Annotated in this window: 13 protein-coding genes; 9 read left to right on the forward strand and 4 right to left on the reverse strand. The window is 43.0% G+C overall.

Annotated elements, in window-relative coordinates:
* Positions 1-367 (forward strand): Fic family protein (locus ACI39P_RS07880; protein ID WP_439720114.1); only part of this gene is annotated, 367 nt, incomplete at its 5' end.
* Positions 368-731: 364 nt separating this feature from the next.
* On the opposite strand, the gene ACI39P_RS07885 is transcribed toward ACI39P_RS07880, so the two are convergent.
* The 3 genes from ACI39P_RS07885 to ACI39P_RS07895 all read right to left on the reverse strand — a co-directional run bounded on the left by ACI39P_RS07885 (position 732) and on the right by ACI39P_RS07895 (position 4,494).
* Positions 732-2,039, reverse strand: a complete 1,308-nt coding sequence (locus ACI39P_RS07885; protein ID WP_439720115.1) for a GntP family permease — start codon at positions 2,037-2,039, stop codon at positions 732-734.
* Positions 2,040-2,070: 31 nt separating this feature from the next.
* Positions 2,071-2,862, reverse strand: coding sequence for an enoyl-CoA hydratase-related protein (locus tag ACI39P_RS07890; protein WP_439720116.1), 792 nt, complete (start codon positions 2,860-2,862; stop codon positions 2,071-2,073).
* Positions 2,863-3,093: 231 nt separating this feature from the next.
* Positions 3,094-4,494 (reverse strand): sigma 54-interacting transcriptional regulator, encoded by a 1,401-nt coding sequence (locus tag ACI39P_RS07895; protein ID WP_439720117.1) that lies wholly within the window; start codon positions 4,492-4,494, stop codon positions 3,094-3,096.
* A 1,115-nt stretch (positions 4,495-5,609) separates the two neighbouring features.
* Between ACI39P_RS07895 and ACI39P_RS07900 the strand changes: the two genes are divergently transcribed.
* The 4 genes from ACI39P_RS07900 (at position 5,610) to ACI39P_RS07915 (ending at position 8,694) form a co-directional block, all read left to right on the forward strand.
* Positions 5,610-6,044, forward strand: a complete 435-nt coding sequence (locus ACI39P_RS07900) for an RNA polymerase sigma factor (protein WP_439720118.1) — start codon at positions 5,610-5,612, stop codon at positions 6,042-6,044.
* Complete coding sequence (locus ACI39P_RS07905) at positions 6,034-6,369, forward strand: helix-turn-helix domain-containing protein (RefSeq protein ID WP_439720119.1); 336 nt, start codon at positions 6,034-6,036, stop codon at positions 6,367-6,369. The genes ACI39P_RS07900 and ACI39P_RS07905 overlap by 11 nt, the downstream gene beginning before the upstream one ends.
* A 419-nt stretch (positions 6,370-6,788) precedes the next feature.
* On the forward strand, positions 6,789-6,953 hold the full coding sequence (locus tag ACI39P_RS07910) for a hypothetical protein (RefSeq protein ID WP_439720120.1): 165 nt from the start codon (positions 6,789-6,791) through the stop codon (positions 6,951-6,953).
* Positions 6,954-7,035: 82 nt separating this feature from the next.
* Positions 7,036-8,694, forward strand: a complete 1,659-nt coding sequence (locus ACI39P_RS07915; protein WP_439720121.1) for a recombinase family protein — start codon at positions 7,036-7,038, stop codon at positions 8,692-8,694.
* Here the strand turns inward: ACI39P_RS07915 and ACI39P_RS07920 are convergent.
* On the reverse strand, positions 8,628-8,852 hold the full coding sequence (locus ACI39P_RS07920) for an alpha/beta-type small acid-soluble spore protein (protein WP_439720122.1): 225 nt from the start codon (positions 8,850-8,852) through the stop codon (positions 8,628-8,630). The genes ACI39P_RS07915 and ACI39P_RS07920 overlap by 67 nt on opposite strands.
* Before the next feature lie 248 nt (positions 8,853-9,100).
* Between ACI39P_RS07920 and ACI39P_RS07925 the strand changes: the two genes are divergently transcribed.
* From ACI39P_RS07925 to ACI39P_RS07940, 4 genes are all read left to right on the forward strand, one after another.
* Positions 9,101-10,555: an aminoacyl-histidine dipeptidase gene (locus tag ACI39P_RS07925; RefSeq protein WP_439720123.1), complete on the forward strand. Its 1,455-nt coding sequence runs from the start codon at positions 9,101-9,103 to the stop codon at positions 10,553-10,555.
* Positions 10,556-10,574: 19 nt separating this feature from the next.
* Complete coding sequence (locus ACI39P_RS07930; protein ID WP_439720124.1) at positions 10,575-11,735, forward strand: AI-2E family transporter; 1,161 nt, start codon at positions 10,575-10,577, stop codon at positions 11,733-11,735.
* Between the two features lie 134 nt (positions 11,736-11,869).
* The gene (locus ACI39P_RS07935; protein ID WP_439720125.1) at positions 11,870-13,846 is read left to right on the forward strand and encodes a toprim domain-containing protein; all 1,977 of its coding nucleotides are present in this window, start codon (positions 11,870-11,872) and stop codon (positions 13,844-13,846) included.
* Between the two features lie 175 nt (positions 13,847-14,021).
* Positions 14,022-16,250, forward strand: a complete 2,229-nt coding sequence (locus ACI39P_RS07940; protein WP_439720126.1) for a DNA gyrase subunit A — start codon at positions 14,022-14,024, stop codon at positions 16,248-16,250.
* Positions 16,251-16,263 lie beyond the last annotated feature (13 nt).

Here is a 16,263-nt window from a genome sequence, read left to right on the forward strand (position 1 = left end):
CATGTATCTGGAAGCAGCTCTTGAGAATATTGAAAAGATGCCACAGTCAACATTTAATCAGATCATTGAAAAATATGTAGAAATGAATGTAGCACATCCTTTTAGAGATGGGAATGGTAGAGCCACCAGAATTTGGCTTGATGTGATTTTAAAAAAAGAACTGAATATAGTCATTGACTGGCGTAATGTAGGTAAAAACGATTATCTTCTTGCTATGGAACAAAGTCCGATCAAGGATATTGAAATTAAATATCTTTTGAAGCAGGCGTTAACAGATAGAATCAATGACAGAGAGGTCTTCATGAAAGGTATTGATACAAGTTACTATTATGAAGGCTATACAGTGTTTAAAACTGAAGATTTGTAATATATATTATGAAAGGCTGTCTGTGTGACAGCCTTTTTGTATAGCGTTGTTAGCATCGGGGAATTTTGATCCTCCAGATGGCCAAAATCTCCAGATGCTAACACAATCCTTTAAATAATTACTAAATCAAGGTTAGAATATTATTTAATTGTAGAGACGTAGACGAGATTTATACATACGGTTTAATAGGATCGACAAGGAAATATTCTTTTTCTACCCTATTTTCTCTTCCAATAAGAATTGTATTTCAGCGTATATTGGTTTTTCAAAGAAGCACCAAAACAAGCAACGGCAAAGGCCATTCCTTGTTTCGATGAGAGATATATGAGAGAATTTTGAGTATTCTCCTAACACCATTCTGCTGTTACAGCCCCATGGAAACCAGAGGGATGAATACAAACAGAGTCAGAATGGGAATCAGGATCTGTGTGACTGCGATATCGAAATAGGCTTCCTTATGGGTCAGCTTACAGATACCCAGCAGTGTGATTTGGGCACCCTGATGGGGCAGGGTATCCAGCGTGCCGGCGGCGATGGCACCGATACGATGGACAGCCTCCAGACTGACGCCCATGCCTTTATAGGTATCCGTCAGTGCGGCGAAGGCTACGCCCATACCGCCGGAGGCGGAGCCGCAAACACCGGCGCAGATAGCGATGGTGACTGCTACAAATACCAGAGGAGAGATGGAAAGGTTTTGCAGGTTATTGATGAGGTAGTGGAAGCCATCTGTCTGCTCTACCACACCGCCGAAGCCTACAACGATGGCTGTATTCAGGATGGCAGAGCCGGAATCGGCTGCACCTTTGTTGAATACCTCAATCCAGCTATTGATATTTGCCACCTTTTTGAACATCAATGCTACCGCCAGAAGGATACCGATGGTTACGGAGGTTTCCACGGGCATATGCAGGGCATTGAAGCAAAGGATGATAGCCGCAATGGGAATCAGGGCGATGATAGGGTGGGGCAGGTTATCGGAAGAACGTTCCTCCAATTCCTCGGGGGAAAGCTGCATTTTCAGGGTATCATCATAGAACAGCCTGCCCTGTGCCGTGAATCTCCTGGCTCTCCATTCCAGCCAAAGGAAAATCATCAGGAACTCCGCCAATGTGGCAATGAGGGAGGGAATCAATGCCGCTGTGGCGGGGGTTCCCAAGCTTTTCATGGCGATGGTGTTTTGGATGGAGGGAGAACCGGGGGCTGTCATAGACCATGTCCAGCAGCCTGCGGAGATGGCGGCAGGAATCAGCCGCCGTGTCAGGTTGGCCCGTTTGAACATTTGCAAAGCGATGGGGTATACCACGAAGAATACCACAAAGCCGCTGACACCGCCAAAGGTCAGCAGGCCGGTGATGCACATAATCATGGGAGCGACGAAGTGGTTGCCGCAGAATTTACCCATGGTGCGGGCGATGGATTCCGCCGCCCCTGTGAATTGGTATACCGCCCCAAAAAGGGCGCCCACGAAGAAAATCAGGAAATACTTCGTAATATAATCCGATGTGGCGGGCATGAAGTAGCCCAATAATGTATCCAGAATAGGCAGCCCGGAAAGCACGATGACAAATATCGTTACCACGGGTGCCAGAATCAGAGCACTCATCTGACGGAAGGCCAACAGGCCAAAGAGAATGATGGCCAAGGCCAATACCAATACGCTGAAATTCATAAACCTTTCCTCCTTTCCTCAGGAAATGACATCAACGGAAAACGGGTTTGCGTTTTTCCAAAAATGCCTGCATACCAACTTCCTTATCCTCAGTTGCGAAGCAAAGACCAACTAAGTCCTTCTCTACCTCCAAAGCATTCATCAAATCCATATCTGCGCCTTTGTTGATAGAGAGCTTTGCATACTTGATTGCCATTGGGGACACCTTCAGGATATCGCCCATCAGCGTCTTCGCTTCTTCCAGCAGGGAATCGGCAGGAACCACTCTGTTTACCAGACCGTAGCGCAGGGCGGTTTCCGCATCAATGTGTTTGCCTGTATAAATCATTTCCTTTGCCAGCCCTGTGCCAATCAGACGGGGCAATCTCTGGGTGCCGCCGAAGCAGGGGATGATGCCCAGTGTGACCTCGGGCTGGCCGAAAACGGCTTTCTCGGAAGCGATACGGATATCGCAGCTCAGGGCCAGTTCGCAGCCGCCGCCCAGGGCAAAGCCGTTGACTGCGGCGATAACGGGCTTATTCAGGGCTTCGATTTTATTGAAGGTTGCCTGGGCATAGCCTGCGTAGTCTCTGCCCTGTTCGCTTCTGTAGGGCTCCATCTGCACGATATCTGCGCCGGCTACAAAGCCTCTGCCTTCCCCTGTGATGATGACGCCGTAGATTTCCTCTTCCTTTGCCACATAATCGAATACCATCTGTAATTCATCCAAGGTCTGGTTGTTCAGGGCGTTCAGGGCCTTGGGACGGTTCATGGTAATTACCAGTACATGATTGTCCATATCCAGTTTCAGGTTTTCCAGTGCGTTTGTGTTCAGGTTTTTCATAATGATTTCCTCCTTGATGCTTGTTCTCTTTGTTGTTGTTTTTATGGTTTTTGTGTATTTTTTATAGTTTTACACGGAAGGACACAGGTTTTTTGTACATCGACGCCCGATTTTTGGGTACAAAAATAACACCTGCTGTTTTCGCGTTTTTCACGAAACACCCGATTCCCCTCGGGGATGGAAAACCGCAAAAACAGCATGCGGTGTCTCTCCCGTTGTTACCTGATGCAGTTATCTTTTTTGCAAATCATATTTTGCAATCTTTTTATACAGTGCGCTGCGGTGGATGCCCAGTTCGTTGGCTGCCATTTGACAATTCCAGCCACATTTTTTCAAAACATCCGTCAGCAGCCCTCTTTCATATTCCTCCATCATCTGGTTCAGCTTTTTACCCCCTGCCACTTCTTCGGAAAGCTGATGGCGGGAAACCATTTTAGAGGGCAAATCGGAAAGCTGGATGAGGAAGTCCTCGCAGGCAGCATAGGCACTTTTGATGACGTTATCCAGTTCCCGGATATTGCCGGGCCAATCATAATTCACGAAGCATTCCCGTACCTCCGGGGAGAGGGAAATGCCGGATTTATAATCGGAATTCAGGCGATTCAGGAAATAAGATGCCAGCTCTACAATATCCTCTCGCCGCTCCCGCAGAGGGGGCAACTCGATATGGATGACATTCAGGCGGTAAAAAAGGTCTTCCCGAAATTCCCCGGCGGAAATCATTTCCGGCAGGTTCTTTCTGGTGGCGGCGATGATGCGGACATCAACCGGTATAGGCTTGTAGCCGCCAATCTTTTCAACTTCTTTTTCCTGCAGAACCCGCAGAAGCTTGGCCTGCATCCCTAGGGGCATATCCCCGATTTCATCCAGAAACAGGGTGCCGCCGCTGGCCAGCTCAAATTTGCCTTTCTTGCCGCCCTTTTTCGCTCCCGTGAAAGCCCCTTCCTCATAGCCGAACAGCTCGCTTTCCAGCAGCTCGTTGGGGATGGCGGCACAGTTGATGCTGACCATGGGCTTTTCCCGCCGTTCTCCGTTGTTGTGGATGGCGTTGGCAAAAACCTCCTTGCCGGTGCCCGTTTCCCCCGTCAGCAAAACGGGGAACATGGTCTTGGCTGCCTTGTAGCCTGCTTTTTTCACCTCCGCAAAGCGGGGACTGTTGCCGACGATTTTATCAAAGGAATACTGGGTGCTGTTTCGGCTGCGGTATTCCTCTCGGTAAAATTCGTATTCGGAATATTCCCGCATGAGCTTTTGGGCGGAATCCAAGGTTTGCAATCGGAATTTTACCTGTGCCACCCCGGCGATGACGTTGTGATTTTCGTCGTATACGGCGGAGCGGTTTACCAGAAAGATATTGTCTGAATCATCATCGGATTTTTCGCTAAGGCGAAGGATGGCTCCTTCTTCCCGGTAGGCATAGTTGACAATATCAATCATCTTTGTATTGGGGATGATTTCGGCAATGCTTCTGCCGATGGCATAATCCCTTGTGGTTTTGAGATATTTGCAATACTGTTCGTTGACATCAGTGATGACGCCGTTGGTATCTACCACGATGAAGCCGTCATCAGTCAATGTCAGGATTTCATCGAATATGTATTTATATCTTTTATCGTTGTCGGTGCCGTTCATGTGCAATCTCCTCCTTTCTTTTATCATATCATGTTTATGGGGCGCTTACTACGATAATTCTCCTTTGGGAGATGAGATTCTCCTTCGAGAGACTATATTCTCCATTTAGATACTCAATTCTCTTGACAGAGACTGTATTCTCTTTAAAGAGACAATATTCTTTGTTTAGAGATATCATTCTCTAAATGGAGACGTTCTTTTCTTTTCAGAAACTTCTGTTTTTCCATCCAAAATCAGTTTTTTTGGAAGCTTATCTTTTGTTATTTTCTAAAATCTTTCGTATTTCAGCGAAATTCTGATGAAATTTTGCTGATAAAGGGAAAAGAAAAACTGCTTATTTCCTTGGATTTTCAAGGCTTTTCAGAAAACGTAGAGGAGATGCTCTGCTCTCTGTCTCTGTTTTTTGAGGAGCCGTTTTTTCTTTTCTTTGTACCCTATATTAGAGCAATATCTGTGCCAAAAATTGAAAAATAGAAAAAATACTTTAAAAATTTTTAAAAATATATTGGAAAACCTTGATTTTTCAACATTTTTTCTTTTTGGAAAAATTTTTCCTATTTTTTCTTTTTTTTGAATAGAGAGAGACATTTGTCTCCAAATAGAGACTCATTGGAGAGATTTTTACATGAGAAGTTAGTAACGAGACAAAAATTCTTCAAAGAGAGGACGATTTTCTCCAAAGCCTTACACCCGCAAAATAAATAGTGGATTATAAATTATTTTGAAGTGTGAAAGGTCATAGAGGAAAGGATAGCTTGTACAAGCGTATTTCAGAACCAAAAAAGAACTGACTAGAGAATAGGTAACGGAAACGTAATTGCATTGATTTGGGAAATGGAGCAGGAAAAGGCGGGTCTTAGAAAATGAGGTGAGAGGAAGCTATTTTTCATTGGATATTGAAATAGTGTCTTTTTTTATAGTGTATTTCATTCGCACAAATTTTATAAAAATAAATTATTTTTCAAAAGGTAAAAAGCAGTTTATCTATTTTTTTCAAAAAGTCTGTAAATATTACGAAAATCGTGATGAGAAATTGGTCGAACCGTGTCCTAATGGATATATAAGTAAGTAAAGGGGACTTCATGGAATGTGAAAAAAATAGGAGGTTAGATAATGTGAATAAAGAAAAAACTGAAAGCGGATTACGTTTTATGTTCGATTCATATTGCAAAAAAGTGGTGAAATATAACGGCTGTGCGATGAGAAGAAATGAAAAAAGGGTTGAACGTAAAATTCTTGATTGTATTGCTTTTGATGAGGCCATACTCAATACGCTATATGTGGAAGACCAATATAATATATTGGCTTCGAAAATTTGTTTGCCTAATATTTCAGTGTATATAGAAAATGAAAGTTTATATCATTATCTGCTTCTATTGCCGAAGAAGAGACTGGAAATCATACTATTAAGTTATTTTGGGGAAATGACTGATAATGAAATAGGGAAGATGATGAGCATAGCAAAAAGTACGGTTCAATACAATCGCATAAAGGCATTGGGATTTTTAAAAGATAACATGAAGGAGAGTGCTTTTTTTCATGAGAAATAAGAGAAAAGTGTTATGTAAGATTCCGGTTGATAGATCTCGGTCTCGTATTTTAGATAAAAACAAATGTGTTAACAATTTACCGGACTATGAAATTAAAGGAGGAGAAAATCATATGCTTGATGAAGCGACAATATTAGAAGCGATTGGTGGAGATTCGGAAGCATTGGCTCGTGTTGTTTCCCGCTATGAGTCTATTATTGACAAATATTCTATGAGAAAAAAGATTGGAAGATCTGGCATGGTAAAATACGAAATTGATCAGGATGTCAAAAAATCTTTAGAGGTTTCTTTGATTGTTGCGGTATTGAACTATAAAGTTCGTTAATGAATGGATTTGTACCTGAAAACTAAATATTGTGCAAACGGATAACAGATAATGATACTTCTGCTCAGCCTCAGTCCGAGCGTTAAGAGCGTCGCAGGCAAAGGGAGCAGGCCGTCTGGAAGAGGGCAGGTTATGAAAACCTATGGGTATGCACCGTTCGTTTGCTGGAACACCTATTTTTAATACTCAAGTATGTGATTTGAACAGGTACACAATGGGTAAAATGAAAGAATATGGGGCTTTTATGGCACCTAATTCGGTATCTGGATGTCATAGAACAATATGAAAAAGAAGTTGAAAGAATGGTTTATACGGTGGATGATATTCAAAAGGTACAAGGGATTGGAAGAGGTATGTTAAGAAACTAGTAATAAAACTTCTATATTCTGGGAATAAAACAATATAAAGGAGGTTTTAGCATGATAGATAATAAAGAATCAAATGATTTGGGAATGTGTGTCTTGCTCATGCTGCTAAATAACAAAATGTTCGAGAATGGCATGATATCAGAGTCTATGAGAAATAAAATTTCTTCTGAAATCAATTTGGATTATCAGAAGGCACGTACAGTAAAAATTTGGTAAGGCCGATTTTGTTGCATTAAAGCGTATGTTTCAATTATAATGAAGAAGCATACAAAATCAGGCCTCCAAAGGAGGACTAATAGTGGATATTTTTAGAGTCAGAGAAGAATTACGATTCAAGTCAATCAGAGACATTCCTTTACGGGTAACCTATTATGCTCGTGTTAGCAGCGAAAGAGATGAGCAGTTGAATTCCCTGAATAACCAACAGTTATATTATGAGGAGTATATCAAATCAAATCCTAAATGGACCTATGTGAAGGGGTATGTTGATGAAGGGATTACAGGTATTACAACCAAAAAGAGAGAGAACTTTCATCGAATGATCGATGATGCTATTGCCGGCAAATTTGATTATATTGTTACAAAGGAAATCTCTCGTTTTGCCAGAAATACGCTGGATAGTATTGGATATACCAGACAACTGCTCTCAAACGGGGTCGCAGTCTTTTTCCAAAATGATAATATCAATACTCTAGATGAAGATAGCGAATTTCGTTTGACAATTATGGCGGGTGTAGCACAGGATGAGGTAAGAAAATTATCCAGTCGTGTAAAGTTTGGCCATAAACAGGCGATTAAGAATGGTGTAGTACTGGGTAATTCTCATTTGTATGGTTATAACAAAGAAAAAGGGAAACTAACAATTAATGAGGAAGAAGCTAAGATGATCCGTTTTATCTTTGAAAGCTATGCAACGGGGGAAATGTCAACGCCGAAGATTGAAGAAGCTTTATTTGAAATGGGTTACCGCAGCTATAAAGGCGGAAAAATCCATCGCGGTGTGATAAAGAACATTATCCGAAATCCAAAGTATAAAGGATATTATGTAGGGAATAAAGTGAAAATCGTAGATATGTTTACGAAAAAACAGCTTTTCCTTCCTGAGGAAGAATGGATCATGTATAAGGATGAAGAAGGAGAAATTGTACCAGCTATTGTAAGCGAAGAAGTTTGGGAGGAAGCCAATCGCATTTATAGAATGAGAGGGGATGTCATTAAGACCAGACGGGGCTCATTTAAAAGAGATAACCTATTTACAGGAAAAATCATTTGCGCAGAACATCAGGTTCCTTATTGGCTAAGATCACGGAAAGATCGTCATGGCAATATCAATGGGACTTGGATTTGTAGTCATAAGATAAAAAATGGATATGCTGAATGCGAATCCGTTTCAATTATGGAAAAAGAGTTGTTAGAGATTTTAATGGGAGTTTTGCAGGAAATCAGCGGCAATTTCGATGATGCTGTGGAACGCTTTATTGAAATCTATAAGAAATCTGTACAGGCTACTGATTATAGTGGCGAATTGAAAAAATTAAATGAAGAACTAGATAAAGTGAATCGGAAAAAAGATAAAATACTGGAATTTAACTTGGATGGACAGCTTTCGGATAAGGAGTTCTTAAGGCGGAATGAAATTCTCAGTGAAGAATTAGAAAGGTTAGAGGAGAGAATTGAGGAAATCGAATTGTTACAGGATAACAGTCAATTAGATTTGGAAGAAATCTATAGGCTAAAGAATAATCTTAAGAGCTTTGATGTATTCAAACCGGAAGATTTTACGCAAAACATCATTAATCTGTTTATTGACAAAATATATGTAGAGCCAATCGGAAATCGGCGTATGCAGTTGAAAATTGTATTAAATACAGGCGAGACACTCAAGAGGGGTTATGAAAAAAAGTCTGTAGGTGAAAAATGTGAGGCCCGTTCGGGCCACACGTTTTTTACCATATAGCCGCCTACATAACCATTCTGGGCAGATGTCAGGTCGCCGTTGTAGCCTTTTTTCAGAGGTACACCGATTTCATTTGCCACTTCAAACTTGAACTGTTCCATAGCCGCTCTTGCTTCAGGTACGTTGATCTTATTGCTGTTTGTATTATTGTTGCTCATTGTAATAACCTCCTTGGAATTTGCTTTGTTTTGGTGTTGCAAAGTTAGTATGTCTCGCAGTCGGCGGTTTATGTTAGGAACATCCTGCCATGAAAGCTGGCGTATTTTAGCAGTTTTTCAAATTTTCTGGGGATTGGAAGCATGTAAGAACAGAGAAATTCCAAGGGGATTTTTTGTCGGAACATGATTGACAGAAGGAGGCTTGGGGAATATCATAGATAGGAATATTTTTTTAGGAGGAAACACCGATGAATGTATTGAACCAACTTGGTTGTGATAAAGTATTTTATTATTTTGAAACGATCTGTGATATCCCTCATGGCAGCTTTCATGAAAAAGCTTTGAGTGATTATATTGTTTCCTTTGCGAAGGAAAGAAACTTCTACTGTCGGCAGGATGAAAGATGTAATGTTCTTATCAAAAAGCCTGGTACAGCCGGTTATGAAAATTCTCCGGCGCTGATTATCCAAGGACATATCGATATGGTCTGCGATAAGAATGAAGGAACAGAGCATGACTTTCTGACAGAACCTCTGGATCTGTATATCGACGGAGATTTTATCAAAGCCAAGGGGACTACACTGGGGGCGGATAACGGCATTGCGGTGGCGTATATGCTGGCTTTGCTGGATGCCCAGAATATCGAGCATCCGCCCATTGAATGTGTCTTTACAACAGAAGAAGAGATTGACATGGGCGGTGCCACAGATTTTGATGCATTCGACTTGAAGGGCAAACGCTTCCTGAATATGGATACAGAGGAAGAGGGGCATCTGATGGTAAGCTGCTGCGGCGGCCGCAGAATGCGCGTCTATCTGCCCCTGAAAAAAGAGCCGAAAAAGACCGGTGCAAAGGCATTTGTGATTCGGATCCGCGGGTTAAAGGGCGGCCATTCCGGTGCGGATATCCATTTGCAGAGAGCCAGCGCCAATGTTCTGCTGGGAAGAGTGCTGTTGGAGCTGTGGGAAAAAATGGAGTATGCGCTGGTGAGAGCCGATGGCGGGAATATGGATAACGCCATCTGTCGGGAGGCCGAAGCAGTGATTTGTATCGACCCTGCCTGTGAAGCCCAGGCGGCTGCGCTGGTGGCGGAATTGCAGAAAGTGTTCCAGGATGAATATAAAGACCGCGAAAGCGATATAATGATGACAATGGAGGCGGCTGATGATGAAATTAGCCAGACCTTGACAGCAGAAACAAGAGATCATGTCATTGCCATGCTGCGGCTGCTGCCTTATGGGGTGCAGACCATGGATGCCAATATGGAAGGATTGGTAGAAAGTTCCAGCAATATCGGTATTCTGAAAACGAATGAAGATCATATTTATATCGACAATGCGGTGCGTGGTTCTGTGGAAACAAGAAAAGATGCTATCTGTAAAAAGATTGAAATTTTGGGTGAGTTATGCGGTGCGAAGGTGGTTGGTGTCCACGATTATCCTGGCTGGCAGTTTAACCCGGATTCCGAACTGCTGCGTATTTTTAAGGATACTTGGGTAGAAAAATTTGGTGCAGAGCCGAAAGTTGTTGCTATCCATGCAGGTCTGGAATGCGGTCTGTTTGCAAAGAAAATCCCCGGATTGGATCTGATTTCTTTGGGGCCTGATATGCGCGATGTGCATACGCCGGATGAACGCCTTTCCATTTCTTCGACTATCCGGGTTTGGGAATACCTGAAACTGGTGCTGAAAAAATTGAAATAATATTGAAAGAGGGCAGAAGATGCGGCTTCCGTGGAATAAAAAATACATGGAAATAGGCTTTCATGTCATCGTCACTGTTTTGATTCTGGTGGGGATGTGTGGACTGCTGTTTTGGCTGCCCGATGCGAAAAATGTCATATATCGAACGGCGAGGGGAATCCTCGCCGTTTTTGCGCCTGTTTTCTGGGCGCTTTTCTTCACACTGATTTTGGAGCCAATGACAGCTTTCTGGCAAAAATATTATGAGAATCGCTGTTCTCTGCGGCATCGCAGCCGTATCCATAATCGAAAAGCAGGGGCGATATTGTCTTATCTTTCTGTGGGTCTGTTTTTATTTTTCGCAGGCAGTTTTGCCGCAAAAAAGATCGGAAAAGCGGATCTGAATGGCATTGCGGAGCAGATTACCGGATATATGCGGCAGGTGGGGGATCTCCTTGTGCTGCTGAATCTGAAGCTGGCAGAGATGGGGATTTTGCAGAATGTGGAAGGGGTGCTCTCTGCATGGACAGAACAGGCAACTGCATGGATGGAGTCAAAAATCCTGGGCATTGCCGGTATCCTGCCGGGGATTGGCGGCAGTCTGGTGGATATCATTATTGGCGGCACGGCGGCATTTTATTTTCTGATGGAAAAAGAAAGAATTTTAAACATCTGTAATGAGATTTTTTCTGTGCTTTTGGGAAAACGGGTGACAAATACAGCAAAAAATATCTTTTATGAGATATATTCTGTATTTACTGGTTACCTCAGCGGACAAATGCTGGATGCTGTCATTATGGCGATTTTGTTTTCCGTTGCATTTCTTGTTGTTGGCCTGCCCCATGGCATCCTGCTAGGGGTAGTTTCCGGTTTTTCCAATCTGATTCCTTATTTTGGCGCCGTTATGGCTTTCCTGTTGTCTGTGTTTGCGGGGCTTTTGAGCGGCACGCCTGCCAAAGCCCTCTATGCCTCTGTTTTGATTTTACTGCTGCAGCAGGTGGATAGTATCTTTATTGTGCCGAAAGCCGTTGGAAGGAAAGTGGAAATGCACCCGGTTTTGGTATTGCTTTCCCTGGCGGTTTTCGGGCGCATGTTTGGGTTTTGGGGGCTGCTTTTTGCTGTTCCCATGGGAGCGTTATGTAAAAATTTCCTGCTCTGGCTATATGAAAAGAAGAAAATCCGTCAAAGCCAAAGAGGGTAGATTGTCAGAGAATCTGATAAAAAACCATCTTCTTTTTCCTTGACACAATCTTCCAAGTCCTGTAAAGTTAGATATAGTGGCGCAGACTGTGTTTTTTTCAAGATGTTGGGTCTGCGCAAAAAAGGAGTATCCCTATGAAGAAGCAGCAAAACTCAAATTATAATAATGAAAGCATCACTTCCCTGAAGGGGGCGGATCGTGTCCGCCTGCGCCCCGGGGTTATTTTTGGTTCCGATGGTCTGGATGGGTGTGAACACGCCTTTTTTGAGATCCTTTCCAACTCTATCGACGAAGCCAGAGAAGGCTTTGGGAAAAAGATTGAGATTATCCGGTATAAAGACCAGTCCATTCTGGTGAAGGATCATGGCCGTGGGATTCCTGTGGATTATAACCCTAAGGAGGATCGCTTCAACTGGGAACTGGTTTTCTGTGAGCTTTATGCAGGTGGGAAATATCAGAATAATACAGGGGAAAACTACGAATTCAGTTTGGGACTGAATGGCTTAGGCACTTGTGCTACCCAGTATGCTTCCGAATTTATGGATGCGGTCATCTATCGGGATGGTATGTGCTATCAGCTTCATTTTGAAAAAGGGGAAAATGTGGGCGGTCTGATGAAGGAAGCGGCGGAAAAACACCCTACCGGCACCCAGATCACTTGGCGTCCCGACCGGGATGTTTTCACAGATATCCATATCCCTTTGGCATATTTTCAGGATGTGCTGAAAAAACAGGCGGTGGTGAATGCGGGGCTGCTGTTTGAATTATATGATGAAGAAAGCGGCGAGACCTTCCACTATTGCTATGAAAACGGCATTAAGGATTACCTGAAGGAGTTAAGCGGCGAAAATGGGCTGACCTCTGTGCATTATTTGCAGACGGAAACCAAGGGCCGTGACCGGGAGGATAAGCCCGAATATAAGCTGAAATTTGAAACGGCCTTCTGTTTTAATAACCATGTGAATGTGCTGGAATATTACCATAACTCCAGCTTTTTGGAATATGGCGGTTCTCCTGATAAGGCAGTAAAAAATGCTTTTGTTTTCGCCATAGATAAATATTTGAAAAACAACAATCTGTATAAAAAGGATGAGAAGAAGATCACTTTTGCAGATATTGAAGATAGCTTGATTTTGGTCATTAATTCCTTTTCCACGGTGACCAGCTACGAAAATCAGACCAAGAAATCCATTACTAATAAATTTATTCAAGAGGCCATGACGGAATTTTTCCGCCAGCAGTTGGAAATCTATTTTATCGAAAATAAGATGGAGGCCGATAAGATTGCTGCCCAGGTGCTGGCCAATAAGCGCAGCCGAGAAACTGCGGAAAATACCCGTATCAATGTCCGCAAAAAGCTGACAGGCAATCTGGATATGAATAACCGTGTGGAGAAATTCGTCAACTGCCGTACAAAAGATGTGACAAGACGAGAAATTTACATCGTAGAAGGCGATTCCGCTCTGGGCTCCTGTAAGCAGGGCAGAGATGCGGAATTTCAGGCCATCATCCCCATTCGAGGCAAGATTTTGAACTGCCTGAAGGCAGATTACAACAAGATTTTCAATAATGATATTATTATCGACCTGCTGAAGGTTTTGGGATGCGGCGTAGAAGTGAAATCCAAACATGATAAGGGACTCAATTCCTTTGATATGGAGCAGCTCCGCTGGAGCAAAATCATCCTCTGCACTGATGCGGATGTGGATGGTTTCCAGATCAGAACACTACTTTTGACCATGCTCTATCGGCTGGTGCCGACATTGATCTATGAAAAGAAGGTCTATATTGCGGAATCTCCCCTGTACGAGATTCGCCATGGAAAAGAGAAATATTTCGCCTATACCGACGGGGAAAAGAACCAGATCGTTTCCAAATTGAAGGGAAAAGTGAAAATCAAGCGTTCCAAAGGGCTGGGTGAAAATGCGGCGGAAATGATGTGGGAAACCACCATGAACCCGGAAACACGCCGCCTGATTCTGGTAACGCCTGATGAGGCAGAAAGAACCCAGCAGATGTTTGAGCTGCTTCTGGGGGAAAACCTTGCAGGCAGAAAGGAATATATTTCTGCGGAAGGCTACAAATATTTAGATATGATTGATTTGAGCTGACGCTTAACCGGAAAGCAAGATTTCCAGTTGGAAAACAGAGGAAGGATAGATTCGTGTCTGAAGGTAACAGTTTATTCTCTCCAGCGAAAAGCGCGGTTTTCATTCAGGAACCCCTTTTACGGTTTCCTGAACCCTTCCGCCCTATTGAACAATTTTTATAGAAAGTGGTATAGCAATGGCTAAGAAAAAAACAACGAGCAAAAAAGAATACCATGATAATTTTATACAGGAACAGAAAATCACGGATACGCTGGAAATCAACTACATGCCCTATGCTATGAGTGTTATTGTTTCCCGCGCTATCCCGGAAATAGACGGATTCAAGCCTTCCCACAGAAAGCTCCTCTATACCATGTATCAGATGGGACTTTTAAAGGGAGAACGGACGAAATCCGCCAATGTAGTCGGGCAGACCATGAAGCTGAACCCCCACGGGGATGGGGCTATTTACGAAACTATGGTGCGTTTGACAAGAGATAATGAAGCCCTGCTGGTACCTTTTGTGGATTCCGAGGGGAACTTTGGCAAATACTATTCCAAAGATATGGCCTATGCCGCTTCTCGTTATACGGAGGTAAAGCTGGAACCTATATGTCAGGAGATTTTTGCGGATATTGATAAGAATACCGTTGATTTTGTGGATAACTATGATGGCAGCATGAAGGAGCCAGCCCTTTTGCCGACCACTTTCCCCAATATCCTTGCAAACCCAAACTTAGGCATTGCCGTTGGGATGGCATCTTCTATTTGCAGCTTTAATTTGGCGGAGTTGTGCGAGGCAACAGCAAAATTTATTAAAGATGACAGCATTGATTTGTGTGAATATCTTTCCGCCCCCGATTTTTCCACCGGCGGTCAGTTGATTTATAATCGGAAGGAATTGGAGCAGATTTATCGGACAGGGCGGGGCAGTGTGAAGCTCAGGGCGAAATACCGCTACGATAAAAAGGATAATTGCATTGAAGTGTATGAAATTCCGTATACGACCAATATCGAGGCCATCGTGGACAAGATCATTGCTTTGGTAAAAGCGGGCAAGATCAAGGATATCACCGATGTGCGAGATGAATCCGACCTGAATGGTCTGAAAATCGCTATTGATTTGAAACGGGGCACAAATGTTGATCTGCTGATGCACAAGCTGTATGCCATGACACCTTTGGCGGACAGCTTTAGCTGCAACTTTAATGTCCTGATCCATGGCAGACCCATGACCTTGGGCGTAGGGGATATTTTGAAGTACTGGACGGATTTCCGCATGGATTCCATCCGCCGACAGATTGCTTACGATATCCAGAAAAAATCGGAAAAATACCATCTGTTGGTGGGGCTTTCTAAGATTCTGATGGATATTGATAAGGCCATTGCCATCATTCGCAATACGGAAGAAGAAAAGATGGTTGTACCCAACCTGATGGCAGGCTTTGCTATCGATGAGGTGCAGGCCGAGTATATTGCGGAAATCAAGCTGAGAAATATCAATAAGGAATATATCCTGAAACGGATTGATGAGCTGGAATCTTTGGAAAAAGAAATCAGAGATTTGAACGAAACATTAAAATCTGATACGAAGATTAAAAATATCATCTGCAAACAGCTGCGCAGTGTGGCGAAAAAATACGGTCAGCCTAGAAAGACAGAAATCATCCATGCGGATGATGTGACAGTGCTGACAAAAGAAGATTTTATAGAAGATTACGCAGTGCGGTTCTTCCTGACAGAACAGAATTATTTCAAGAAAATTTCTCATGCTTCTCTGCGTATGGCAGGAGAACAGAAATTGAAGGAAGAAGACGCCATTTTGATCGAACAGGATGGGATGAACCGCATGGATCTGCTATTCTTTTCCAATCATCAGAATGTATATAAACTGAAAGCATCGGATGTGGCGGATACAAAGGCCAGCGTATTGGGGGAATATCTTCCTAACCTGCTGAGTATGGAAGAAGGGGAAACGATCGTTTACATGACAGCAACGACGGATTATACCGGACAGATGGTTTTCTTCTTTGCCAATGGCAAAGCGGCGAAAGTACCCTTGAATGCATACGAGACCAAGAACAATCGGAAGAAGCTTATCAACGGCTATTCTTCTAAAGCGGAGCTGGTTCGTATGGCAAAGATGGATGAGGAAAGCGATTTTATCTTGATGCGGAATACAGATAAGGCCACATTGCTGAATACGGAACTGATTCCCTCCAGCGCGACGAAGAGCGCAGCGGGGGTACAGGTGTTTACACTGAAGAAAAACAGCGCGGTAACGAAGGTATTCACTAAAGAAGAATTTCAGACGGAAGACCATGAATATTACCGTACGAAAAAAATTCCAACGGCAGGTCATTTTATACAGGAAAAAGATAAAACGACAAACAGAGTGCCGGGACAGATGATACTGGACGAATAAACAAACCGAGCCG

It is taken from the genome of Anaerotignum sp. (assembly GCF_051877975.1).
GTDB lineage: Bacteria > Bacillota > Clostridia > Lachnospirales > Anaerotignaceae > Anaerotignum_A.

Excerpts from the sequence above, each read along its gene's own strand:
- ACI39P_RS07910 (WP_439720120.1), top strand. The coding sequence starts at position 6,789 with ATGATAGATAATAAAGAATCAAATGATTTGGGAATGTGTGTCTTGCTC.
- ACI39P_RS07935 (WP_439720125.1), top strand. The coding sequence starts at position 11,870 with ATGAAGAAGCAGCAAAACTCAAATTATAATAATGAAAGCATCACTTCC.
- ACI39P_RS07890 (WP_439720116.1), bottom strand. The coding sequence starts at position 2,862 with ATGAAAAACCTGAACACAAACGCACTGGAAAACCTGAAACTGGATATG.
- ACI39P_RS07925 (WP_439720123.1), top strand. The coding sequence starts at position 9,101 with ATGAATGTATTGAACCAACTTGGTTGTGATAAAGTATTTTATTATTTT.
- ACI39P_RS07940 (WP_439720126.1), top strand. The coding sequence starts at position 14,022 with ATGGCTAAGAAAAAAACAACGAGCAAAAAAGAATACCATGATAATTTT.
- ACI39P_RS07920 (WP_439720122.1), bottom strand. The coding sequence starts at position 8,852 with ATGAGCAACAATAATACAAACAGCAATAAGATCAACGTACCTGAAGCA.
- ACI39P_RS07885 (WP_439720115.1), bottom strand. The coding sequence starts at position 2,039 with ATGAATTTCAGCGTATTGGTATTGGCCTTGGCCATCATTCTCTTTGGC.
- ACI39P_RS07895 (WP_439720117.1), bottom strand. The coding sequence starts at position 4,494 with ATGAACGGCACCGACAACGATAAAAGATATAAATACATATTCGATGAA.
- ACI39P_RS07905 (WP_439720119.1), top strand. The coding sequence starts at position 6,034 with ATGAGAAATAAGAGAAAAGTGTTATGTAAGATTCCGGTTGATAGATCT.
- ACI39P_RS07930 (WP_439720124.1), top strand. The coding sequence starts at position 10,575 with ATGCGGCTTCCGTGGAATAAAAAATACATGGAAATAGGCTTTCATGTC.